20 protein-coding genes are annotated in these 23672 nt (G+C 68.4%); 14 read left to right on the top strand and 6 right to left on the bottom strand.

All coding sequences use genetic code 11. The features are described from left to right. The first annotated feature begins 14 nt into the window (after positions 1 to 14). The 7 genes from ABL840_RS33980 to ABL840_RS33950 are packed head-to-tail and all read left to right on the top strand — an operon-like array spanning position 15 to position 7297. The gene (locus tag ABL840_RS33980) at positions 15 to 938 is read left to right on the top strand and encodes a branched-chain amino acid ABC transporter permease (RefSeq protein ID WP_093304486.1); all 924 of its coding nucleotides are present in this window, start codon (positions 15 to 17) and stop codon (positions 936 to 938) included. After that, positions 935 to 2725, top strand: coding sequence for an ABC transporter permease subunit (locus tag ABL840_RS33975; RefSeq protein ID WP_093304484.1), 1791 nt, complete (start codon positions 935 to 937; stop codon positions 2723 to 2725). The genes ABL840_RS33980 and ABL840_RS33975 overlap by 4 nt, the downstream gene beginning before the upstream one ends. Positions 2726 to 2744: 19 nt before the next feature. Further along, complete coding sequence (locus ABL840_RS33970) at positions 2745 to 3455, top strand: ABC transporter ATP-binding protein (RefSeq protein WP_093304749.1); 711 nt, start codon at positions 2745 to 2747, stop codon at positions 3453 to 3455. A gap of 29 nt (positions 3456 to 3484) precedes the next feature. Continuing rightward, positions 3485 to 4453 (top strand): MBL fold metallo-hydrolase, encoded by a 969-nt coding sequence (locus ABL840_RS33965; protein WP_093304482.1) that lies wholly within the window; start codon positions 3485 to 3487, stop codon positions 4451 to 4453. 1 nt (position 4454) lies between these two features. Then, positions 4455 to 5384: a DMT family transporter gene (locus ABL840_RS33960; protein WP_418116100.1), complete on the top strand. Its 930-nt coding sequence runs from the start codon at positions 4455 to 4457 to the stop codon at positions 5382 to 5384. 24 nt (positions 5385 to 5408) lie between these two features. Continuing rightward, a complete protein-coding gene (locus ABL840_RS33955) occupies positions 5409 to 6599 on the top strand; it encodes an NADH:flavin oxidoreductase/NADH oxidase (protein ID WP_093304480.1) in 1191 nt (396 codons plus the stop codon). Further along, complete coding sequence (locus ABL840_RS33950) at positions 6596 to 7297, top strand: EthD family reductase (protein WP_093304478.1); 702 nt, start codon at positions 6596 to 6598, stop codon at positions 7295 to 7297. Before ABL840_RS33955 ends, ABL840_RS33950 begins: the two co-directional genes overlap by 4 nt. Positions 7298 to 7325: 28 nt before the next feature. On the opposite strand, the gene ABL840_RS33945 is transcribed toward ABL840_RS33950, so the two are convergent. Continuing rightward, complete coding sequence (locus ABL840_RS33945) at positions 7326 to 8840, bottom strand: hypothetical protein (RefSeq protein WP_176947541.1); 1515 nt, start codon at positions 8838 to 8840, stop codon at positions 7326 to 7328. Between the two features lie 201 nt (positions 8841 to 9041). On the opposite strand from ABL840_RS33945, the gene ABL840_RS33940 reads away from it, so the two are divergent. Beyond that, positions 9042 to 9362, top strand: coding sequence for a hypothetical protein (locus ABL840_RS33940; protein ID WP_093304474.1), 321 nt, complete (start codon positions 9042 to 9044; stop codon positions 9360 to 9362). A 20-nt stretch (positions 9363 to 9382) separates the two neighbouring features. Here ABL840_RS33940 and ABL840_RS33935 read toward each other — a convergent pair whose 3' ends face one another. Together ABL840_RS33935 and ABL840_RS33930 are read right to left on the bottom strand one after the other, a co-directional pair. After that, complete coding sequence (locus ABL840_RS33935; protein WP_093304472.1) at positions 9383 to 11059, bottom strand: methyl-accepting chemotaxis protein; 1677 nt, start codon at positions 11057 to 11059, stop codon at positions 9383 to 9385. 385 nt (positions 11060 to 11444) lie between these two features. Further along, positions 11445 to 14420, bottom strand: a complete 2976-nt coding sequence (locus tag ABL840_RS33930) for a hypothetical protein (protein WP_093304470.1) — start codon at positions 14418 to 14420, stop codon at positions 11445 to 11447. Positions 14421 to 14867: 447 nt separating this feature from the next. Here ABL840_RS33930 and ABL840_RS33925 point away from each other — a divergent pair, with 447 nt between their 5' ends. Next, a complete protein-coding gene (locus ABL840_RS33925; protein ID WP_093206025.1) occupies positions 14868 to 15239 on the top strand; it encodes a phage protein NinX family protein in 372 nt (123 codons plus the stop codon). A 192-nt stretch (positions 15240 to 15431) separates the two neighbouring features. Here ABL840_RS33925 and ABL840_RS33920 read toward each other — a convergent pair whose 3' ends face one another. Then, positions 15432 to 16538, bottom strand: coding sequence for an S-(hydroxymethyl)glutathione dehydrogenase/class III alcohol dehydrogenase (locus ABL840_RS33920; protein WP_093304468.1), 1107 nt, complete (start codon positions 16536 to 16538; stop codon positions 15432 to 15434). A gap of 657 nt (positions 16539 to 17195) precedes the next feature. On the opposite strand from ABL840_RS33920, the gene ABL840_RS33915 reads away from it, so the two are divergent. From ABL840_RS33915 to ABL840_RS33895, 5 genes are read left to right on the top strand one after another with little or no spacing between them, the layout of a single operon-like run. Next, positions 17196 to 18374, top strand: a complete 1179-nt coding sequence (locus ABL840_RS33915; protein WP_093304466.1) for an aminotransferase class V-fold PLP-dependent enzyme — start codon at positions 17196 to 17198, stop codon at positions 18372 to 18374. Between the two features lie 41 nt (positions 18375 to 18415). Next, complete coding sequence (locus tag ABL840_RS33910) at positions 18416 to 19315, top strand: transporter substrate-binding domain-containing protein (protein WP_093304464.1); 900 nt, start codon at positions 18416 to 18418, stop codon at positions 19313 to 19315. Between the two features lie 42 nt (positions 19316 to 19357). After that, positions 19358 to 20131 (top strand): amino acid ABC transporter permease, encoded by a 774-nt coding sequence (locus ABL840_RS33905; protein ID WP_093304462.1) that lies wholly within the window; start codon positions 19358 to 19360, stop codon positions 20129 to 20131. Continuing rightward, positions 20128 to 20820, top strand: coding sequence for an amino acid ABC transporter permease (locus ABL840_RS33900; RefSeq protein ID WP_093206506.1), 693 nt, complete (start codon positions 20128 to 20130; stop codon positions 20818 to 20820). Before ABL840_RS33905 ends, ABL840_RS33900 begins: the two co-directional genes overlap by 4 nt. A gap of 19 nt (positions 20821 to 20839) precedes the next feature. Next, positions 20840 to 21631 carry an IclR family transcriptional regulator gene (locus tag ABL840_RS33895; RefSeq protein WP_170217132.1) on the top strand — a complete coding sequence of 264 codons (792 nt, stop codon included), beginning with the start codon at positions 20840 to 20842 and terminating at the stop codon, positions 21629 to 21631. Positions 21632 to 21665: 34 nt separating this feature from the next. Here ABL840_RS33895 and ABL840_RS33890 read toward each other — a convergent pair whose 3' ends face one another. Together ABL840_RS33890 and ABL840_RS33885 are read right to left on the bottom strand one after the other, a co-directional pair. Continuing rightward, a complete protein-coding gene (locus tag ABL840_RS33890; RefSeq protein ID WP_093206508.1) occupies positions 21666 to 22400 on the bottom strand; it encodes an amino acid ABC transporter ATP-binding protein in 735 nt (244 codons plus the stop codon). Between the two features lie 24 nt (positions 22401 to 22424). After that, positions 22425 to 23672: a M20/M25/M40 family metallo-hydrolase gene (locus ABL840_RS33885; protein ID WP_093304460.1), complete on the bottom strand. Its 1248-nt coding sequence runs from the start codon at positions 23670 to 23672 to the stop codon at positions 22425 to 22427.

Raw genomic sequence — 23672 nt, 5'->3', positions numbered from 1 at the left:
AAGAGACACAGACCATGGTTGTAGCGCTCCTGCAGGCGCTCATCAGCGGGCTCGCCGTCGGCGGTGCCTATGCGCTGGTGGCGCTCGGATTCAGCATCACGTTCACGACGACCAAGACGCTGAACTTCTCGCACGGCGAGTTCGTCTCGGCCGGCGCGTTCATCGGCATGAGCGCTCTGTTCCTGGTGCTGGGCAAGCCGCTGAGCTCCACCACCTTCGGCGACGCCGTGCCCGGCGCGGGCGCGCAGCTCTTCGCGCTGCTGGCGGCGCTCGGCGTGATGGGGCTGCTCGGCTGGCTGCTCTACGTGCTGGGCGTGCGGCCCTTCGCCGGCCGCCCCGGCATGGCGTGGGTGATGAGCACGCTGGGCTTCGGCGTGATCCTGCAGAGCGTGGGGCTCGCCATCTGGGGGCCGAAGCCCGTGGTGGTGCCCGCGCCCGTGGGCGACACCGTGATCCGCATGTTCGGCGTGGGCGTGCGCCCGCAGGAACTGCTCACGCTGGGCGTGGCGGTGGTCGTCATGCTCGGCTTCGACCGCGTCATGAACAACACCATGATCGGCAAGGCGATGCGCGCCGTGGCGCAGAACGGCAACGTCGCCAGCCTCATGGGCATCAACACCAACGCGATGATGATCGGCGCCTTCGTCGTCAGCTCGGCGCTGGCGGGGCTCTCGGGCTTCCTGCTCGCGCCCATCGCGCAGGCCTCGCTCTTCATGGGACTGACCGTGGGGCTCAAGGGCTTCTCGGGCGCCATGATCGGCGGCCTGAGCAACCCGCGCGGCTGCGTGATCGGCGGCTTCCTGCTCGGTGTGCTCGAGTCGATGGTCAATCTCTGGCAGGCGCAGTGGCGCGAGGTGGCGGTGTTCGCGCTCGTCATCCTGGTGCTGGCCTTCCGCCCAACGGGCCTGTTCGGCCGCACGACGGTGGAGAAGGTATGAAGCGCCTGGCCCATCCCCTGGCCGTGGTGCTGGTCGCCGCGGTGCTCTGCGGCATCGTCTCGATGTCGGGCAACGACTACTACCTGCGCATCGCCTTCATGATGTGCGTCTACTACCTCTGCGCCGCCGGCATGAACGTGCTGGTGGGCTACGCGGGGCAGAAATCGCTGGGCCAGGCCGGGCTGTTCGCGGCCGGCGCCTACGGCGTCGCGCTGCTGACCTCGCGCACCGACATGGACCCGTGGCTCGCGCTCGCGCTGGCCGCCGTCATCTCGGGCCTGTGCGGCGTGCTCATCGCGCTGCCCTCGCTGCGCGTGAAGGGGCCGTACCTCGCCATGGTCACGCTGGCCTTCGGCATCGTGGTCGAGAAGCTCGTGGGCGAATGGACCGACGTGTTCGGCGGCGCGCAGGGCATCTACGGCATCCGCCCGCTGACCTGGAAGGGCGCGCCGCTGGACACCACGCAGTGGGTCATCCTCGGCATCGTGCTGTGCGCGGCGATGCACCTGCTGCTGCGCAACCTGTTGAACGGTCGCTTCGGCCGCGCGCTGCTGTCGCTGCAGGCGGACGAGATCGCCTCGTCTTCCGTGGGCGTGCGCGTGTACCGCGCAAAGGTCATGGCTTTCGTGGTCGCTGCCGTCACCTGCGGCATCGCGGGCGCGCTGGTGGCCCAGCAGAACCAGTACATCAACTCCGACTTCATCACCTTCCACCTGTCGATCTTCATCCTGCTGCTGGTGCTGTTCGGCGGCGCGGGCTCGATGTACGGTCCGCTGGTGGGCGCGGTGCTGCTCACGCTGACCGACGCGCTGCTGGCGCGCTGGCCCTCGGCGCAGCATTTCCTGTACGGCTTCCTGCTGCTGTTCGCGCTGTACGTGATGCCTGGCGGCGTGGTGGGCCTGTTCAACAAGTGGTTCATGAAGTCGCGCCATCGCGGCGAAGGCGCGGGCGGCAACGGCGTGCCGGGCCAGATCGGCCCCGGCGGCGAAGGCGAGCTGCTGGTGGTGCAGGGCGTGACCAAGTCGTACGGCGGCGTGAAGCCGGCGCAGGACGTGTCGTTCCGCCTGCAGCGCGGCCACATCCACGCGCTCATCGGGCCGAACGGCGCGGGCAAGAGCACGATGATCAACATGCTCACCGGCGTGATCGAACCCGACGCGGGATCCATCCGCTTCCTGGGCCGCAACATCGTGGGCCAGCCGGCGCACACCATCTGCTGCCTGGGCATGGGCCGCACCTTCCAGAACCTGCGCCTGTTCGCGGATCTCTCGGTGCTCGACAACGTCATGCTCGGCCGCCACAGCCGCATGAGCAACGGTTTCCTGTCGTCGCTCGTTGCATGGCCAACGGCGAACCGGCAGGAGAAGGCGACGCGCGATCGTGCGCTGCAGCTGCTCGACCTCGTGGACCTTGGCCACCTCGCGCACTGGCCCGCCGGCAGCCTGCCCTACGGCCTGCAGCGCCGCGTGGAACTTGCGCGCGCGCTGGCCACCGAACCGCAGCTGCTGCTGCTCGACGAACCGGCCGCCGGCCTGAACCCGCAGGAAACCGCCGAGCTCGGCGAACTGCTGCTGCGCATCGGCAAGTGCGGCGTGTCGATCCTGATGGTGGAGCACCACATGGACCTGGTGATGTCGATCTCCGACCACGTGATCGTGCTCGACTACGGCATCAAGATCGCCGAGGGCAAGCCCGCCGAAGTGCAGGCCAATCCGCGCGTGGTCGAGGCCTACCTGGGCGTCGACGACGAGCAAGAAGAACCGCAGGCACATGCCGTGGCCGCCTGAGCAGAAAGACCGGAACACCATGTTGAAGATTGAATCGGTGAAGGTCTCGTACGGCGCCATCGAGGCCGTCAAGGGCGTGAGCCTGGAAGTGCGCGCGGGCGAGGTCGTCACCATCATCGGCGCCAACGGCGCCGGCAAGAGCACGCTGCTGAAAAGCATCGTCGGGCTGGAGCCCGTGGCCGAGGGCCGCGTGCTGATCGACGGCAACGACAGCACGAACGTGCCTTCGCACAAGCGCGTGGGCCTGGGCGTGGCGCTGTCGCCCGAGGGGCGCGGCGTGTTCCCCGACCAGACGGTGCGCGAGAACCTCATGCTCGGTGCCTATTCGCGGCGCAACGACAAGGCCTTCGTGGCGCGTGGCATCGAGCGCGAGTTCGCGCGCTTCCCGCGCCTGAAGGAGCGCCAGAACCAGCACGCGGGCACGCTGTCGGGCGGCGAGCAGCAGATGCTGGCCATCGCCCGCGCGCTCATGAGCGAGCCGCGCCTGCTGCTGCTGGACGAGCCTTCGCTGGGGCTCGCGCCGCTCATCATCAAGGACATCTTCGACGCCATCCGTCAGCTGCGCAGCTCGGGCCTGACCATCCTGCTGGTGGAACAGATGGCCAAGCAGGCGCTGGGCGTGGCCGACCGCGCCTACGTGCTCGAGACCGGCTGCATCACGCTCGAAGGCTCCGGCCGCGAGCTGCTCGACAACCCCAAGGTGAAGTCCGCGTACCTCGGCACGCATTGACTTCCATCGCTCATTTCAAAGGAACTCCCATGACCACCAAGAAATTCGCCAGCCACGCCGACCTCGAGGAAAAGAAGGTCTCCTTCACCCGCCTCTCGGAGAACGCGTATGCCTACACCGCCGAGGGCGACCCGAACACCGGCATCTTCATCGGCGACGAGGCCGTGATGGTGGTCGACACCCAGGCCACGCCCGCGATGGCGCAGGACGTGATCCGCCGCATTCGCGAAGTGACGCCGTTGCCGATCAAGTACGTGCTGCTCTCGCACTACCACGCGGTGCGCGTGCTGGGCGCGTCGGCCTACTTCAAGGAGGGCGCCGAGCAGATCATCGCCAGCCGCGACACCTACGACCTGATCGTCGAGCGCGGCGAGCAGGACAAGGCCAGCGAGATCGGCCGTTTCCCGCGCCTGTTCCGCAACGTCGAATCGGTGCCGCCGGGCCTGACCTGGCCCACCATGACCTTCGACGGCACCATGAGCGTGTGGCTGGGCAAGAAGCTCGAAGTGAAGATCGCGCAGGTCGGCCGCGGCCACACCAAGGGCGACACCATCGCCTACCTGGAAGACCAGAAGATCTGCTTCGCGGGCGACCTCGTCGAATATCAGAGCACGGCTTACGCAGGCGACTGCTACTTCCGAGACTGGCCCACCACGCTCGACCGTCTCGCGGGCTTCGGCTTCGAGAAGCTGGTGCCCGGCCGCGGCGCAGCGCTGGAGAACGCAGCCGACGTGCGCAAGGCCATCGCCTCCACGCGCGCCTTCATCTCCGACGTGTACACGCTGGTCAACAACGGCGTGGCGCAGGGCAAGACGCTCAACGCGATCTACAAGGAAACCGTGGCGGCGCTGCGCCCCACGTACGGCCACTGGGTGATCTTCGACCACTGCATGCCCTTCGACGTGACCCGCGCGTACGACGAGGCCACCGGCTATGCCCATCCGCGCATCTGGACTGCGGAGCGCGACATCGAAATGTGGAACGAACTCGAAGGCTGAGGTGAATCCCGCCCCCGCCGCGCGCGCACCGGACGCGACACCCGCCGCCGTGCAGGCCTGGCTGCTGCTGGCGATGCTGGTGTGGGGCGTGAACGTGTCGGCCGTGAAGGTGCTGACGGGTTTCTTCGACACCCTGCCGCTGGCGGCGCTGCGCATGGCGGTGGCCTGCCTGGCGCTGAGCGCGATCGTGCTGTGGCGGCGCGGCGGGGTGCCGGTGTTCGGCATGCGCCGTCTCGCGGCGCTGGCCGGCTGCGGCTTCCTGATGGTGTATGCCAACCAGATCCTGTTCGCGCTGGGGCTGCAGCGCTCCACCGCCACCAACGGCGCGCTGATCATGGCGCTGAGTCCGCTGGTGTCGGCGCTGATGGCCGCGCTGGTGTTCCGCGAGGCGCTCACGGCGCGGCGCCTCTTCGGCGTGGCGCTCGGCTTCGCGGGCGTCGCGGCTGTAGTGCTTAGCCATCCGGGCGCGAGCCTGTCTAGCGCGGGCCTGGGCGACCTGATGCTCGCGCTCTCGGTGGTGAGCTTCGCCGTCGGCGGCGTGGGCGTGCAGCGCCTGGCGCGGCAGATCGATCCGCTGTCGATGAGCTGGGGCATCTACGTCCTGGGCACCGCGATGCTGTTGCTGCACACGCTGCTCGGGCCCTCGCCGCTGGGCGCGGCGCAGATCTTTCCGGGGGCGTGGCCTTGGGCGCTGGTGCTGTTCTCGGGCGTGGCCGCCACTGCCGCCGGCAACCTGATCTGGAACCGCGCCATCTCCGTCATCGGCGTGGCGCGCACCGCCGTCTTTCTCTACTGGGTGCCGGTGTTCGGCGTCGCGTTCGCGGCGCTGCTGCTCGGCGAGGTGCTGACCTGGTGGCACCTTCTCGGCTTCGCCGCCGTGATGAGCGGCACCTGGCTGGGCACGCGGTCTCCCGCGGCCACCGTGTCCTGACCGATGCCCTGATTCCTTCGATTCATGTCTTCCGACTCTCTTCCCCTGCTGTTCCAGCCCCTGCAACTGCGCGGCCTCACGCTGTCCAACCGCGTCGTCATCTCGCCGATGTGCCAGCACGCCGCCGACCATGGCCATGCCACGCCGTGGCACATGGTGCATCTCGGCAAGTTCGCGCTCGGCGGGGCGGGGCTGATCCTCACCGAGAGCACCGCGGTCGATCCGCGCGGGCGCATCGGCACCGCCGACCTCGGCCTGTGGAAGGACAGCCAGATCGCGCCGCTGAAGGCCGTGGTCGATTTCGTTCATGCCCAGGGCGGCGCCATCGGCGTGCAGCTCGCGCATGCGGGGCGCAAGGCCGGCAGCGAGCCGCTGTGGGAAGGCGGCGCGGCGCTGGGCGATGCGCGCATGGCCGCCGACGAGGAGCCGTGGGAGCGCCTGGGACCGAGCGCGCTCGCGGCGGGACCGGGCTGGTCGGCGCCGCGCGCGCTCGATGCCGACGGCATCGCGGCGGTGGTGCAGCGTTTTGTCGATGCGACGGTGCGCGCGGACAAGGCTGGCTTCGACGTGGTCGAGCTGCACTTCGGGCATGGCTACCTGGTCGCGAGCTTCCTGTCGCCCAACGCCAACCATCGCGACGACGCACTCGGCGGCAGCCGCGACAACCGCATGTGGCTCGCGCTGGAAATCGCGCAGCGCGTGCGCTCCGCATGGCCGGCGCACAAGCCATTGTTCTGCCGGCTCTCGGCGGTCGACGGCACGCTCGACGGCTGGAGCCTCGACGACTCGGTGGTGCTCGCGCGCGAACTCAAGCGCTGCGGCGTCGACGTGATCGACTGCTCCTCGGGCGGGCTCACCGAGGAGACGCGTGCGCTGCCGGTGCCGCGCGGGCTGGGCTTCCAGGTGCCGTTCTCGGCGCGCATCCGGCGCGAGGCGCAGGTGCCCACGCAGGCCGTGGGAATGATCGTCGACGCGCAGCAGGCCGAAGCCGTGCTCGCCGCCGGCGACGCCGACCTGATCGCGCTGGGCCGCGAGGCCCTGTTCGACCCCTACTGGCCGCACCACGCGGCCGCCGCGCTCGGCGCGGACCCTGGCTTCGAGCTCTGGCCGGTGCGCCATGGCGTGTGGCTGGCCAAGCGCGCGCCCGGCCTTGCGCGTGCGCGCGCTGGAGCCCGCGAACAACAGCAACCTGACAACGAGGAGACAAGCAGATGACCGAACCGACGACCCTGCGCATGGGCCTGATCCGCAGGAAACCTGAATGGACCGACGAGGCCTTCCGCGACCACTGGCGCGACAGGCACGGCCCGCTGGTGGCGCAACTACCCACGCTGCGCGGCTACCGGCAGAACCTCGTGCTCGACCGGCTGCAGCGCGGCATCGACTTCGCACGCGGGCCGTGGGACTTCGACGGCTTCTCGCAACTGCGCTTCGACGAGAGCGCGCAGGCCGACGCGGCCTTCAACCGCGGCGAGCTCGCCGCAGCCATCCGCGCCGACGAGGAGCGCTTTCTCGGCGGGCTGCACATCGTGACCGTCGCGCAGACCGAGGTGATCGCGCTGCCGCCGAAGCCCGAGGGCCTGCTCAAGCGCATCTCGCTGCTGCGCCGGCCTATCGAGCAGTCGGAGGACGACTTCCGCCGCGAATGGAAGGTGCACGCCGATCATGTGCGCCGCATGCCCGGCGTGAGCGGCTACCGCCAGAACGTGGTGACGGCGCGCGAGCTCGTGAAGGGCACGCCCTGCGGCTATGCGGAACTGCCGATAGACGGCATCGTCGAGCTGTGGTTCGAGAGCACCGACACGCTGAACGCCGCCTTCGCCTCGCCGCAGGGGCAGGTGACGATGGCGCATGCGCTCACCTTCCTGGCGGAGATCACGGCCTTCGTGGTGCAGGAGCACCGCGTGGTGTGAGTGCCGCGGGGCACCCGCACCCTGCTGCTCAGAAGTTCTTCAGCGTGTCGAGCTGCAGCTGCGTCAGGCCGCGCTGGTAGAGCACATTGGTGCGGAAGTCCGCGGCGATGGCGGCGGCCTGCGCGTCCACATCGGTGGCGCGGGTCGCGATGCCCGCGGCGCCGATCCAGGTGTTCGTGCCCGTCAGGATCAGGAAATTCGCCAGCGTGACCGTGCCGCCGGCCGGCACGGTGATGTCGAAATCCATCGTCACCACGTTGCTGCCGTCCGAGCTGTTGAGCGCCGAGGTCGAGGCGTAGTCCACGTGGTCCGCCGCGCCGAAGACGAAGCCCGCGTCGCGGCCCTTGCCCAGGCCGTCCCACACCGCCAGCGCCTTCTGCGGCGCGCCCGCCGGTGGATAGATCACGCCCGCGCCGTAGGAGCCCAGGAAGCTGGTGTACGTCACCTTTGCCGTGATGGGCGATGCCGAGGGGTTGTGGAAGGTGTCCGTCATGCGCCCCCATGCCTGGTCGGGTTGCGCGTAGAAGGTGCGCTGCACGTCGAGGCCGCGCAGTGTCCTCACGCCGGATCGGATGTTCTGCGCGCCGCGAGTGGGCGACACGGTCCAGCCTGTCAGCCCCCTGCTGAAGTCGCCGTTGACGATGAAGCTGCGCGCGGCGTCGTCGTCCACCGACACCATCTCGATCGACGTGCCCTGGCCGCGGTTGCATTGCTCGAACGACAGCACCACCACCTGGCCGATATAGGACGTGAGCCAGGCGAACCCCCACGGGCCCGACTGGCCATTACTGTCGACCCTGAAGAGCGTGGAGAGCAGTCCGCCGCTGGTGTCGCGCAGCACCACCTGCATGAAGGCCGACTCGTCGTGGAAGTTGCCGCGCTCCACGCCCCAATTGCCGGTCCACCCGAGGCTCACGCGGCCGGTGGTCTGCCGCAGGTCCAGGGTCTGCTGCAGCCGTGCATCGGGCACCGCGTGCAGGAATGCCGCGACGCCGTTCGACTGGAACTGCGGGTCGGTCGTGATCGACACCACTTTCAGGCCGTCGGCCGCTGTCATCTCGGGGCCGAGCGGCGTCAGTTCGGCGAAGGTCTGGTTGATCTTGAAGCCCGCGAAGCCGCCACCCACGGTCACGCCCAAGGTCAATGCGCCCGAACCCGCGCCTGAACCCGAGCCGGCGAACTGGCCGTTCCAGCCGTTCCCGATGCTGAAGTCGGGCGTCAGGTCCCAGAAGTTCGCCTGGCCGGGGCCGACGGCGGCGTTGATGTCGTCGTCGTGGATGGCGAGGCTCTGCGAAAGGATCGTCGATGCGGGCAGCGAGGTCGGCGTTGCAAGCTCGGGAACGGGAGCCGGTGCCGGTGGGTTGGGCGCGGGCGGGGCCGGCGGCTGCGGCGCGGGAGGTGCCGGAGGTTCGCCCGGCGCGGGGGCGGGCGGCGCGCCGACGGGCGGGAAGGCGAATCCGCCACCGCCTCCGCTGCCGCCACCACCGCAACCGCTCAATACCGCGACGCCCACCGCGGTGAGTGCAAACCTTCTCCGATCCATGCCCGAGCTCCTCGTCGATTCTTCTGAAGACAGTTCCAGCGCGGCACGCCGATCGCGGCCGCAAGGCGCCGATTGGAGCGACTCGGACGTCTTCGATCCATAACCGAAATTGGGGAGGGAATGGGGGCAGGGGGCATGCGCCGCGATGCCGGAAGGGGCGCAAAAGTAACATCGACCTTCGGCAACACCGGAGCAGCACGCATGGGGCGCAGCATCTTCTTACTGGGCATCGTCATGGCCACGGCCGCATGCGCGGCGTCCGCCCAGACGCGCAAGCCGCTTCCGCCCGGCGTGGTCGGCGTGATGCGCATCGACGCCGGCACCGACTACGTGTTTCTGGACCGGCCCACCACCGTGGGCGGCGCGTGCAAGGGGTGGAAGGCGGTGTCGATACAGGCACCGGGCCCGGCGGGCTCGGGCATCACCAACCTCATGTGCTGGAAGGAATCGAACGGCCAGCTGCTGACGGCGACCGAGGCGAAGGTGACGCCGCAGGTCGCGCCGATGAGCCTGATCCGCTGAGGCGGACAGGGTGACAGTGTTCAGGCCGGCAGCAGGCGGCCCTTCCGTGCCGTCGCCAGTCGCACTGCGCGGGCCGGGGCGTCCGCGCGTGCGGGCAGCCACTGCGCATCTTCCGCCGCGGCCTTGCCGTCATCGCCCGGCAGCACGAACTGGCTGATCAGCGCGTCGAGGCTGCGTGCCTGATCGCGCAGGCCTTCCGACGCGGCTGCAGACTGCTCGACCAGCGCCGAGTTCTGCTGCGTCATCCGGTCCAGGTGCGCGACGGCGGCGTTGATCTGCGCGACGTCGTGCGTCTGCGAACGGGTCGCCGCCGTGATGGCGCCCACGGTGTCGGCGACCTCCCCGATCGACGCCACGATGCGCCCCATGGTCTGGCCCGCGCCGTCGGCCAGCACGGTGCCGGCTTCGATGCGCTGCACGGAGTCGTCGATCAGGCTCCTGATCTCGCGCGCCGCCGAGGCCGAGCGCGTGGCCAGCTGCCGCACTTCCGACGCGACCACCGCGAAGCCGCGCCCCGCCTCGCCCGCACGCGCCGCCTCGACGGCGGCGTTGAGCGCGAGGATGTTGGTCTGGAACGCGATGCCGTCGATCACCCCGGTGATGTCGGCCACCTTGCGCGACGCGCGATGGATGTCCTGCATGGTGCCGACCACCTGCGACACCACCTCGCCGCCCCGCGCCGCCACGGATGCCGCGGCGCCGGCCATCTGCTCGACGCGGCCCGCGGCCTGGCTCGATTGCTCGACCTTGCGCATCACCTGCTCGAGCGCCGCGGCGGTCTGCTGCAGGCTGGACGCGGCTTCCTCCGTGCGCGCCGACAGGTCCGAATTGCCGTGCGCGATTTCGTTCGCCGCCACGCGCACGCCCTGCACCGACTCGCGCACGCGCAGGACCAGTTCGCGCAAGGAGCCCTGCATCGCACCGAGCGCCAGCAGCATCCGGCCGGCTTCGTCGCGCGAATGGCCCTCGATGTCCTGGCGCAGGTCGAGGCTCGCGACCCGGCCGGCTGTTTCGCCGGCCGCGCGGATCGGCCGGCTGATGCTGCGCACCAGCCACTGCGCCAGCACCGCGCCGAGCAGCAGGGCCGCCGCGCCGAACACCACCAGTGCCAGGCGGCCGGAGGCGCTCAGCGCCTCGACGTTGCTGCCGGCCTCGTCGATGGCTTCGCGCTGCGCGAGCGCCAGTCGCGACAGGGCTTCCAGCAGGGCGGCCGAGCCCGGCTGGAAGCGCTGGGCGTAGACCGTGCGGATGCGTTCGGTGAGGCCGGAGTCGCGCGCGGCGACGAGCTCCTTGACGGCGATTCCGAAGTCCTTGCCCGCGGCCTGTGCCCGCTCGAGCAGCTCGCGGTCGGAGGCTCTCCGCAGGCGCTGCGACACCTGCTGCATCAGCCCGGCGTACTTCGTCTCGGTCGCCTGGATGTCCGCGGCCAGGATCTCGCCGACTTCGGGCTCGGAGCTCAGCGCCATCGCCTTGTAGCGCTCGGCGTTGATGGACTGCAGGCGATAGGCGTCCACCACCATGCGCTCCGAGACGCCGTGCTGCCGGATGGCCTCGCGCGTCGCCTCGTCCACCTTGGAGAGCGCGCGGATGCCGATGCCGGAGCCGGCGAGCGTCAGCAGCAGAACGATGCCGAAGGTGGCGAGCAGGCGGCGGCCGAGGACGTTGGTGGAGCGGGGAGTGCGGAGATCGGAGGTCACTGGAGATCGATTTCTCCCGCCGCGTCGGGCGGGGAGGATGTGGGCGGGAGGAGGTTTACAAATCTGATCAATCTGATTACATCGATGCCTTGTTACGTGGCATTGACTGCGCGGCGACTGTGTCCGGCCCAGCGCGAGGCGGGGGCGCGGGCAAAAAAAAGCGCTCCTCGAGGGAGCGCTTAACGACGCGATGAAGCGCCGTGAGGAGGAACCGAAGTCCGTTCGCGGAATGGAATTTCTTCCGTCTTCCGCCGAAGACCTTCAGGCCTCCAGATTGGCCGCGCGGGCGGCCCGTGACTGCGGGACAAGACAGGCCGGGCGCGTGGGCGCTTGCCTACATTGCCTGCGGCAAGCGATGCGCGGGCCCGCCCGTCCGCCGGCCTGGTCAGCCCAGCAGGCCGTGAAGGATGTTGGTGACCGGGCTCACGACGTGGCTCACCGTCTGCTCGACCTGGCTGGTGATCGGGGCCACCGCGTCGCCCAGCCCGGTGCTCACGGCATGGCCTGCGCCTTCGACGACGCCGGCCACCGTATCGACAACCGGTGCGACGGCGCTCGCGGCACCGGCCAGGATGTCCGTCGCCGGGGCGGTGGTGCTGCCGGCCGTGCTGCCGGCGGCGGCGACCGTCGTGGCGGCCGTGTCTCCCGCCGGCTGCAGCACGTTGGCCACCGGACCGTCGCCACCCAGCGCGCCGAGCAGGCCGCCGACCAGACCGTCGTTGCCCAGGATCTTGCCGACGAGGCCGTCGTCGCCGAGCACGCCTCCGAGCAGACCGCCTGCGCCGCCGCCGTCGCCGCCGAGCACACCGCCCAGCAGGCCGTTCTCGCCGAGGACGCTGCCGAGGAGGCCGCCTTCGCTGTTGCCGCCGCCGACCACGCCGCCGAGGAGGCCATCGCTGCCGAGGAGGTTGCCCACGAGGCCGTCTTCGCCGAGGACGCCACCGAGCAGGCCGCCTCCGCTGTCGCCGCCGCCGAGCACTCCGCCCAGCAAGCCGTCGTCGCCGAGTACACCGCCGAGGAGGCCACCGTCACCGCCGAGCACGCCGCCCAGGAGGCTGTCGTCGCCCAGAACGCCACCCAGCAGTCCATCGTCACCAAGGACGCCGCCGAGCAAGCCTCCATCGCCGCCCAGCAGGCCGCCGAGAAGGCCGCCGTCGCCGCCAAGCAGGCCACCCAGCAGGCCGTCGTCGCCGAGCGCGCCGCCCAGCAGACCGCCGAGCGGACCCTCGGCGCCGAGGAGACCGTCGTCGGCCAGTACACCGCCGAGCAGTCCGTCTCCGCCAAGCAGGCCACCGACCAGGCCGTCATCGCCCAGCACGCCGCCGAGCAGACCACCTTCGCCGCCCAGCAGGCCGGCCAGCGGGGTCGCGCTCAGCAACTGACCGACCGTGCCGTCGGGCCCGAGCAGGCTGTCGACCAGTCCGCTCTCGCCGAGCAGTCCGCCCGTGAGACCTTCGCTGCCCAGCAGGCCGGAGAGCGAGCCCTCTCCGCCGAGCACGCCGCCCAGCGGGCCGTCGTCGCCCAGGACGCCGCCGAGGAGGCCGCCGTCGCCGCCGAGTACGCCGCCCAGCAGGCCGTCGTCACCCAGTACGCCGCCGAGCAATCCACCGTCGCCGCCGAGTACGCCGCCCAGCAGGCCGTCATCACCCAGGACTCCACCGAGGAGTCCACCATCGCCGCCGAGCAAGCCTCCCAGCAGACCGTTGTCGCCCAGCACGCCGCCGAGGAGGCCGCCGTCGCCGCCGAGCACACCGCCCAGCAGGCCGTCGTCACCCAGCACGCCGCCGAGGAGGCCGCCGTCACCGCCGAGCAAGCCACCCAGCAAGCCGTCGTCACCCAGCACGCCACCGAGGAGGCCGCTATCTCCTCCGAGCAGGCCACCCAACAGGCCGTCGTCGCCCAGCACACCGCCGAGGAGGCCACCATCGCCGCCGAGCAGGCCGCCCAGCAGGCCGTCATCACCCAGCACGCCACCGAGCAATCCACCGTCGCCGCCGAGCAGACCGCCCAGCAAGCCACCATCGCCCAGCAACTGCCCGACCAGTCCGTCCTCGCCGAGCACGCTGCCAATCAGGCTGCCGTCGCCCAGCAGGCCTTCGAGCACCTGGCTGACCACGCCGTCGTCGCCGATCAGGCCGTCCACGAGGCCGTCGATGCCCAGGCCGGTGGTCACGCCGCCGAGCAGGCCGTCGCTGCCGAGCACGTTCTCGAGGATGTTGTTCAGCGCATCGGTCAGGTAGTCGACCTGGCCGTTCAGCGACCCGATGAGCGCGTCGGTCAATCCGTTGCCCAGCAGGCCGTCCACCACGGGAGTGAGCACGCCGCCGAGGTTGACGGTGATGTTGTCGACGGTGTTGTCCAGCGGGTCGAACCCGTTCGGATCGTTGGGCCTGAACTCGTCGCCGGCGATGGGCGAGAGCACGTCGTCCACCAGGTCGGTGAGGCCGTCGACCGTGGGCAGCAGCGAGCCCAGCGTGCCCGCGGAGTTGGTGACCGCGGCGCTGCGCGCGGCGGCTGCCGTACCGCCGCTCCCGCCCAGGCCGAGCAGGTTGTCGAGGGCGCCGACCAGATGGCCGGCGACGCCGTCGCCCGGGTCGAGCAGGTGGTCGGCGTCTGCGTCCGCGTCTGCGTCCGAATCCGAGTCGGAATCCGAGTCCGAATCGGAATCGGAATCTGCATCGGAATCCGAGTCGGCATCCGCATCCGCATCAGCGTCGGCATCTGCGTCCGCATCGGAGTCCGCATCGGCGTCTCCTTCGCCGATGCCTGGAATGAAGAAGGGAACGGCGCTGTCGCTGCCGCCGCCACCGCCCAGTGCCGCGGCGAGCCCAACGGCGCCCAGCGCGCCGAGCGCGAACTCGCCCAATCCGATGCCGCTGCCGGCAGCGGTTTTCTTGCTCACCGCGAGCGCGGCGGCTTCGGCGTCGCTGTCGGGCGCGGTCACTTCGAGGTCGCCCTTGGCCACATCCACGTTCACCTGTTCGAGCCCGGTGGCCAGCTTGGTCGAGCTGATGGTGGCGTCGGTTCCGCCGGTGAACACGCCGGCGAGCGGGGCCTTGTTGGTGGCCGATCCGGGAAAGAGCACATTGGCGTGGCCGTCCTGCGGAACGATCACGCGGTCGCCGGCCATCAGCGTCTGGTTGCCCGAGACGGGAATCGCCACCCCGTCGCGCATCACGACCGTGCCGGGCGTGGCGTTGGACAGCGACCCGACACCTGCCGGCGCGGCCGGCGGCACCGTGGCGGCCGCCGCGCCCATGGGAGCGACCGGCCTCACTGTCGATTGCGCGAGGATCACCGGTGCGGCACCGCCATCGGCGCCTCCGGCGGTCGAAGAAATCGTTGTGTTGGCATCCGTCATGGCAGCCTCCTCGGTGATGGGACTGGCTGACGGGGCAACTTGTGTGCCGCTTTTTTGCGCAGCTGCCGGAACGGCGCCGATCCATATGCAAGTCGTTGATCTGCATATGGATTTTCGGCAGGCACGGTGTGAAGGAAGCCCGTCGGGAGGCCTCCTGGCGGGCGCGCTTCGGCGCTTGTTACGTAGCGTTGTTACATGCCAGGGCCGTAACAGTCACGGCCCTGGCGCGTGTTGCTGGACTCGGCAAGAGAACCTGCGAATTTGTAAGCGCTTTACATCACGGGCCTTCGAGCCGGGTGTAGGCCTAAGGCAGTCGTTCGGTGTTGCCTTCCCTCTGTGTCAACCCAGGGAAAAGTGGGAAGCTTTCAGTGCATTCGATGCAAAACGTCACGAATGCCGCCGTTCCTGGTGCCGGCTCCGGGGTCTTTCCCGGAAGAATGGCTGGTCATGAGAGTTTCAGAAGTAAACGGGGCGGAACTTGACTACTGGGTGGCGCGTGCCCTTGGCATGATGCCGACCATCCTTCGGCCCCAGGGAAGGCCGTCGTGCTTCGTGATTCCCGCAAAGCGCGAAGCGTTTTCATTCGCTCCGTCTTCGATGTGGTCCGATGGCGGACCGATCATCGACAGGGAGCGGATCAGCTTCAGGTGGGACGGATTCGGGGCGACCAGATGGTGCATCGCCGTCAAGCAGGGCTTCAGGACAGTCGAGGCCAATGGCGAGACTCTTCTTGTCGCGGCAATGAGAGCCGTCGTGATCGACCAGTTCGGCGATCTGGAGCTTCATCCGGTCAAGCTCCCGCGGGAAGGCTCCTATTGAGCATGTCGCGGACGACCCAGCTCCCGGGATAGCTCTCTACCAAGCAAGAAAGCCGTTGATGAACTCAACGGCTTTTTTCTTTCTGGTGTTCGACAGAAATCAAGAACGAACTGACAGGCCTATCCCATCCGCTGCCAGTCGTTGCGCGCCACCATGGCAGAAGTGCTCCGGGACCAGCGTGAAGCTCATCGCTCAGTACAGCACCACGCCGCGGATCGACTCGCCGCGCTTCATCAGGTCGAAGCCCTCGTTGATCTTCTCCAGCGGCATGGTGTGCGTGATCAGGCTGTCGATGTCGATCTTGCCTTCCATGTACCAGTCCACGATCTTCGGCACGTCCGTGCGCCCGCGTGCGCCGCCGAAGGCCGAGCCCTCCCACTTGCGGCCCGTGACCAGCTGGAACGGCCGCGTGCTGATCTCCGCACCAGCCTCCGCCACGCCGATGATGATGCTGCGCCCCCAGCCCTTGTGCGTGCACTCCAGCGCCTGGCGCATCACCTTCGTGTTGCCGATGCACTCGAAGCTGTAGTCCGCGCCGCCGTCGGTCAGCTGCACGATCGCATCCACGATGTTCTCGTGGTCCTTCGGGTTCAGGAAGTGCGTCATGCCGAACTTGCGTGCCATTTCCTCGCGCGCGGGATTCAGGTCGATGCCGATGATCTTGTCGGCGCCCACCATCTTCGCGCCCTGGATCACGTTCAGGCCGATGCCGCCCAGGCCGAACACGACCACGTTGGCGCCGGCTTCCACCTTGGCGGTGAAGATCACCGCGCCGATGCCGGTGGTCACGCCGCAGCCGATGTAGCAGACCTTGTCGAAGGGGGCGTCCTCGCGGATCTTGGCCAGGGAGATCTCGGGCGCCACCGTGTAGTTGCTGAAGGTGCTGGTACCCATGTAGTGGGCGATGGGCTTGCCGTCGAGGCTGAAGCGGCTGGTGCCGTCGGGCATCAGGCCCTTGCCCTGGGTGCCGCGGATGAGCTGGCACAGGTTGGTCTTGCGGCTCAGGCAGAACTTGCACTGGCGGCATTCGGGGGTGTACAGCGGAATGACGTGGTCGCCCTTCTTCAGGGTGGTGACGCCGGGGCCGACGTCGACCACGATGCCCGCGCCTTCATGGCCCAGGATGGCGGGGAAGATGCCTTCGGGGTCGGCGCCCGAGAGGGTGTAGTAGTCGGTGTGGCAGATGCCGGTGGCCTTGATCTCGACGAGCACTTCGCCGAACTTCGGGCCTTCGAGGTCCACGGTTTCGATGGTGAGCGGAGCTGCGGATTTCCAGGCGACGGCGGCTTTGGTTTTCATGGTACGAAGGTTCCTCGAGGGGCGAACGCCGCAAGGCGCGGCGATGTACGTTGGCTTCGTGGCAGAGGGAAACCCGCAAGCACCGAAGCGCATGGCACGGCAATCAGCCTGCTCACGAAGTCCTGCAGCTGCAGGGCGCGGCGGATGGTATGTCCGCATGCCGCCTCGAGGTGTTCGGATTTCGATACGCAGGAGCCCGACGCGTGGGCTTTCGCAGGCCGCCTCCTGCATCGCGCTTGCCCGTGTGGCGCGCTGGTTGCATTCGCGTCCGGAAAGTGCAACGCAAAAAATCATCCGAACGGTTCCGGGCTCACGTCGCCCCGGCATGGTGCAGGAGTCCTGCTCTGGCAAGGGCGTCATCGCAGGGGGCGCCTGCTGCCCAGCCCTCTCCAAAACCCTGCAGGCAGTGCTTGGAAGCGCTCGTTCGACGCGGTTTGCAGCGAAATTTTGTCTCGAAATCCGGACGCGACTTCTGGAGCGATCTACCCGTGTTTTTCCTCGTAAGCCCGGCCTCCGGAACGGCCGAATATCGAGACGTGGTGACTCGAAGGCACTCCTAGGATGACACCGTCGCATCGATTCACGTCACACGGGGGTCATGCGTTCCGTGCACCAGCCGCCCCATTCCGGGGCAACGATTGTTGAACTGAGGAAGCCATGTCCGCCATTCTCGAGATTGATTCCATCCGCCAGGAGTTTCCGGTCACCAAGCGGATGCTCTACCTGGACTCCGCGCACCAGACACCCATGGCGACCTGCGTGCGCCAGGCGCTTTCCGAATTTCTCGCGGAAGGCAACGAGATGGCCGGCCCGAAGCCGGTGTGGATGCGCCGCGTCGAGCGCGCCCGGGAGGACGTCGCCGCGCTGCTGAACGCATCGCCCGGCGAGATCGCCTTCACGAAGAACACGTCCGAGGGCCTCAACATCGCAGCCAATGCCGTTCCGCTCGCGGAAGGCGACACGGTCCTGATGCTCGAGGGCGACCATCCGAACAATGCCTATGCCTGGCTCAACCTGAAGCGCAAGGGCGTGCAGGTGCGCTTCGTGAAGGTGGCGGACGACGAGGTCGCGACGGCGGAAACCTTCGAGCCCTTCATCGACGCCAGGACCCGGGTCATCTCGTTGTCGCACGTGACCTTCCATGCGGGCCAGCGACACGACATCGCAAGCATCGGCCGACTGTGCGCGCAAAAGGGCATCTACCTGGTCGTCGACGCGATGCAGTCCATCGGCGTGCTGCCGGTCGATGTGCGGAAGCTGGGCGTGTCCGTGCTGGCGGCCGGTTGCCACAAGGGATTGCTGGTGCCCCAGGGGCTGGGCATCCTCTATGTGAAGGCAGGTCTCGACGAGCTGCAGCCGGCGTACCTGGCGATGAGCAGCCTGGCGAATCCTCCCGAGGACTACATCGCGCGGCCCGACGATCTGACGCCGCGCAAGGATGCAGGGCGCTTCGAGTTCGGCAACTACAACCTCCCCGACCTGCATGCCTTGGCGAGCTCGATCGAACTCATTCGAAAGACCGGCGTCGATCGCATCGAGGCCCATGTGCTCGAGCTGGGCGACCGGCTGATTGGCGGGCTCGAAACGCTCGGCGTGCGCCTCGTCGGTCCACGAGCCCGTGCGGGCCGCGCGCACATCTACGTGCTGGACCTGCCGGTCGCGGAGTGGCTGGACTACTTCACGCAGAACCAGGTTCGCGTATCGCCCGAGCGCGGCGGCATCCGCATCTCCTTCGGCCTCTTCAACACTTCCGAAGACGTCGACCAGGTCGTATCGCTGATCCGGCAGCGCCTGAGCCGTGCCGCCCAGCCGGCCGCGGCAAGCCGGGTCGACTGATCGCCATCCGTTTTTTCTTCATTGATCGCAGGAGAGTCTTCATGAACCCGAAGTCGTCGTTTCTCACCGTTGCAGCCGCATGCCTGCTGGCCGCGACCATGCCCAGCTTCGCCCAGACCGGCGGGGACACGCTGCAGAAGATCAAGGAAACCGGGGCGATCACGCTCGGCTACCGCGAGTCGTCCGTGCCGTTCTCGTTCCTGGACGGCCAGCAGAAGCCCGTCGGCATCTCGATGGACCTGTGCGCGGCCATCGTGGACAAGGTGAAGCAGCAGCTGAACCTGCCGAAGCTGGAGGTCAAGCAGGTGGCCGTCAACTCGTCGAACCGCATCCCGCTGGTCGTCAACGGCACCGTGGACGTCGAGTGCGGAGGCACGGCGAACAACGCGGCGCGGCAGAAGCAGGTCGCGTTCTCCGTGGCCACCTTCGTCAGCCAGCCGCTGTGGCTGGTGCGCGTGGACTCCGGCGTGAAGAGCGCGGCCGACCTCAAGGGCAAGACCATCGTGGTTACGCAAGGCTCCAACGCCGTGGGCTTCGCGCGCAAGTTCAACGAAGAACAGAAGATGGCGCTGATGACGATCGCGGCCAAGGACCATGGCGAGTCGATGCTCACGCTCGACAGCAACCGGGCCGTGGCCTGGCTCGAGGACGACATCCTGCTGGCGGGCGAGAAGGCGAACTCGCGCAACCCGGCGTCGTTTGCCCTCGTGCCCGGCGGCTTCGACAATATCTACTACGGCCTGATGCTGGGAAAGGACGACCCGGCGTTCAAAGCTCTTGTCGACGGCGTGATCGGCGGCCTCATGAAGAGCGGCGAGTTCGACAGGCTCTACAGGAAGTGGTTCGAGTCGCCGATCCCGCCGCGCAACGTGAGCCTGGCCTTTCCGATGACGGAGAAGCTCAGGGAGCGCGTGAAGGCCCCGAGCGACCGGATCGACTGAGGCATAGCGACCACCATCACCTGACACTGACCGGAGCTCGATGTGTTCGAAGTTCTTTTCGAGACAGTCCAGGACGGCGAGGAGCTCTACCTCGCCTGGCTGTTCAGCGGCCTGGCCTGGACGGTCGCGCTGGCCCTGGCGGGCTGGTGCGTGGCCTTCGTGCTGGGGGTTCTGGTCGGCTGCGGCCGGACATCCTCCAACAGGGCCATCGCGCTGGCCGCGCGGCTCTACGTCGAGGTCTTCCGCAACATTCCCATCATCGTCCAGATGTTCCTCTGGTACTTCGTGCTGCCGGAACTGCTGCCGGCCGATCTCGGCAGCGCGATGAAGAAGATGGTGCCGCCCTGGGGCGCCTTCTTTCCCGCGCTGATCGCGCTGTCGCTCTACACCGGTGCGCGGGTGGCTGAGCAGGTCAAGGCAGGAATCGAAGCCTTGCCCTACGGCCAACGCTCGGCGGCCCGGGCACTGGGCATGACGGAGCTGGGGGTGTATCGCACCATCCTGCTGCCGCAGGCGCTGCGCATCATCATGCCGACGCTGACCAGCGAGGTGATGGGCATCTTCAAGAACACGTCTGTGGCACTGACCATCGGCCTCCTCGAGCTCACCGCACAGGCCCGGCAGATCAACGAGTTCACCTTCAAGACCTTCCAGGCCTTCGGCGCGGCAACCATCCTCTATCTGCTGCTCGCGCTCTCCGTCTACGCCGTCATGCACGGCCTGGAGAAACGACTTCGCACGCCCGGCACGGAGCCCGTGATCGCGAAGCGCCGATTCCTTTTCTTTCCCATGCGAAAGGAGGCGGCGAAGCCATGAACCACTTCGACTTCTCCGTGATCGCGCAGGCCTGGCCATTCCTGCTCGACGGCCTGGTGTTCTCCCTGCAGCTCACGGCGGTCGGCTTTGCCGGCGGCCTGGTGCTCGGCATCGGGCTCGCTCTCGTGAGGCACCTGGAGGTGCCGGTCGCGTCGCAGCTCGCGAGCGCGTACATCACGCTGATTCGCTCGGTGCCGCTGATCATGGTGCTCTTCTGGTTCTTCTTCCTGATGCCGCTCGTGCTGATGTGGATGACCGGGGCTTCGCGACCCGTGCAGATCGGACCCGTGTGGACTGCCTTCGTGACGTTCACGCTGTTCGAGGCCGCCTACTACGCCGAGATCATCCGCGCCGGGTTCAAGTCGATCGCGAAGGGGCAGTACGGCGCGTGCAGGGCGCTGGGGATGTCGACCTGGCAAGGCTACCGGTTGATCATCCTGCCGCAGGTGCTGCGCGTGGTCAGCCCGATCCTGCTCACGCAGACGATCATCCTGTTCCAGGACACCTCGCTGGTCTACGTGCTGTCGGTCACCGACCTGCTGGGCGCCGCCTCGAAGATCGCCCAGCGCGATGCGCGCCTCGTCGAGATGTACCTGGCGGTCGCCGTGATCTACATGGTGCTCTGCTCGGCGACGTCGCAGCTCGTGGCCGTACTGAAGAGTCGCTATGCCGTCCCGGGCCGACGCTAGAAGCCGGAATAATGCGGCCATGGGCGCTGCGACCAGGAAAGCGAAGAAGACCTCGACGGCCGTCGCGGGAACGCCTGTCGAGCGGCTGTTCGCGGTGCTCAACCTGGCGGCGAAGATGGGCATGATCTCCGCGGCCGACATCGTCTACCTCCTCGACCTGCCCAGGCCCACGGCGCATCGCATGATCGCCACGCTGGAGGAGCTGCAGTTCCTCCAGAAGATGCCGGTCAAGGGCAAGTACGCGGTCGCGCCCAAGCTGGTCGGGCTGGCGACGTCGATCCTGGGCTCCACGATCGTCTACGCGCCGATCCAGGCGCTGCTGACGGCCGTTGCGCAGAAGACCGGGGAGACCTGCGGCCTCGCGCTGATGTCCTCCGGCGAGGTCGAGTACATCGCGAGCGTCATGGGGCAGTCTCCGCTCACGCTGCAGTTCCAGGCCGGGCAGAAGGCACCGCTGCACTGCACGTCCAGCGGGCAGGTCTTCCTGGCGGCGCTGCCGCCGGACGAACTCGCCAGGTTCATGGCCTCGGGGCCCTGGGAGCCGCTCACGCCCAAGACCATCACCGAGCCCAAGGTGCTCCAGGAGCGCCTTCGGAAGGTGAAGAACCAGGGGTATGCGGCCAACGAGTCGGAGTACATCGTCGGCGTGGTCGGCGCCGCGGTGGCCATACAGAACACGGACGGCCAGGTCGTGGCGGCGCTCACGATCTCCGCACCGAAGAGCCGCCGCACGCTGGAGGAGGTCGTGGCGATGGTGCCGACGCTGACGACCTACGCGGACCGGATCAGGCGGGCGATCCAGCCCAGGTGAGATCCCGGCGGCTCCAGGCGCAGGCGGTGCCGTCTCAATGCTGCAGGATCTTCGAGAGGAACTGCCGCGCGCGGTCGGAGCGCCCCGAGGGGTTGCCGAAGAACTCCTCCTTGGCGCAGTCCTCGACGATGCGCCCGCGGTCCATGAAGATCACGCGGTTCGCCACCTTGCGCGCGAAGCCCATCTCGTGGGTGACGCACATCATCGTCATGCCTTCGCGTGCGAGCTCGACCATCACGTCGAGCACCTCGTTGACCATCTCCGGGTCGAGCGCGGAGGTGGGCTCGTCGAACAGCATGGCCACCGGGTTCATCGCGAGCGCGCGGGCGATCGCCACGCGCTGCTGCTGGCCACCGGAGAGCTGGCTGGGAAACTTGTGCGCATGGGCGCGCATGCCGACGCGCTGCAGCAGCGCCATGGATGCGGTGCGGGCCTCGGAGGCGGAGCGCTTGAGCACCTTGACCTGCGCGATCGACAGGTTGTCCTCGATCGACAGGTGCGGGAACAGCTCGAAGTGCTGGAACACCATGCCCACGCGGGCGCGCAGCCTGTTGAGATCGGTCTTCGGATCGCCCACCGACACGCCGTCGACGGTGATGCGGCCCCGCTGGAACGGCTCCAGCGCATTGACGCACTTGATGAGGGTGGACTTGCCCGAGCCCGAAGGCCCGCAGACCACCACGACCTCGCCCTTGCGGACCTGGGTGGTGCAGTCGGTCAGCACCTGGAAGGCGCCGTAGCTCTTGTCGACGTGGCTTATCTCGATCATGTCGTGTCCTCGATGCGATGGGATTCAGCGCGTGAGCAGCCGGTGGAGGGTGTTGGCGACCACGCGCGTGGCCTTGCGCAGCTCGTCCAGCGGCACGCGCTCGTCGGCGCGATGCCCGTTGGCTTCGAGCAGCGACTCGGGGCCGGCGCCGTACATCACGGTGGGAATGCCCGCCTCGCTGTACAGGCGGGCGTCGGTGTACAGCGGCACGCCGATGGGCGTCACGGGCTTGCCCATCACTTCGCTGGCCTCCTGGCACACCAGGGCAGCCAGTTCGTCGGCGCCGGGCGCGGGCGCGAAGGGGCGGGCCAGCAGGATCTGGCGGACTTCCGCCGAGATGCCGGGCAGCGGGCGGCAGGCCGCTTCGATCACTTCGCGCAGCTCGGCCTCGACGGCCTCGGGCGATTCCTCGGGCACGATGCGCCGGTCGATGCGCAGGGTCAGCACGTCGGACACCACGTTGGTGTTGATGCCGCCGTCGATCAGGCCCACCACCATCGTGGGATGGGTGATGCCCGGCGTGCGCGAGGGGCGGGCGGCGAGGCTGTCGCGGTAGCGGTAGAGCGCGGGCAGCAGGGTGGCCGCGGCTTCGATCGCGTCGTGGCCGGTGTCGGGGCGCGCGGCATGCGCCGAAGTGCCGCGCACGACGACCTCGAGGTGGAGGCAGCCGTTGTGCGCCACCACGACGTGGTGAGAGAACGCGGCGGAAAGCACGAAGTCGGGCTTGCTCAGGCCCTTCGAGAGGATCCAAGCGGGGCCGGTCATGCCGCCGGTCTCCTCGTCGTAGGTCAGGTGCAGCTCCAGCGTGCCGGCCAGCGGCGTGCCCGAGGCCGCGAGGTGCTTGAGCGCGCGCATCGCGAAGGCGTAGGTGGTGAAGTCCGACTTCGACACCGCGGCGCCGCGTCCGTAGAGCCAGCCGTCGCGCACCTCGCCGCCGTAGGGGTCGACGCTCCAGCCCGCGCCGGGCGGAACCACGTCGCCGTGCGCATTGAGCGCCACCACCGGGCCGTCGCCGAAGCGTTCGCGCACGATCAGGTTGGTCACGCTGCGCATGCCGTGCGCGGCCGCGTGTTCGGCGGGCACCTCATGGCGCTCCACCTCGAAGCCCATGGCCTCGAGCAGCCGCGCGGTGAGCTCGGCATGCGGGGCGCAGTCGCCCGGCGGGTTGTCTGAGGGGCAGCGCACCAGCTCGGCGAGGGTGCGCACCTGCTCGTCGAAGTGCGTGTCGATGAAGTCGCGCAGCGTGTCGCGCGGGGAGGCGTTTTCGGTCAT

Origin of the sequence: Variovorax sp. NFACC27 (assembly GCF_048301545.1) — a bacterium.
Lineage (GTDB): Bacteria > Pseudomonadota > Gammaproteobacteria > Burkholderiales > Burkholderiaceae_C > Variovorax > Variovorax gossypii.
This window is presented reverse-complemented; position numbering and strand designations above follow the sequence as displayed.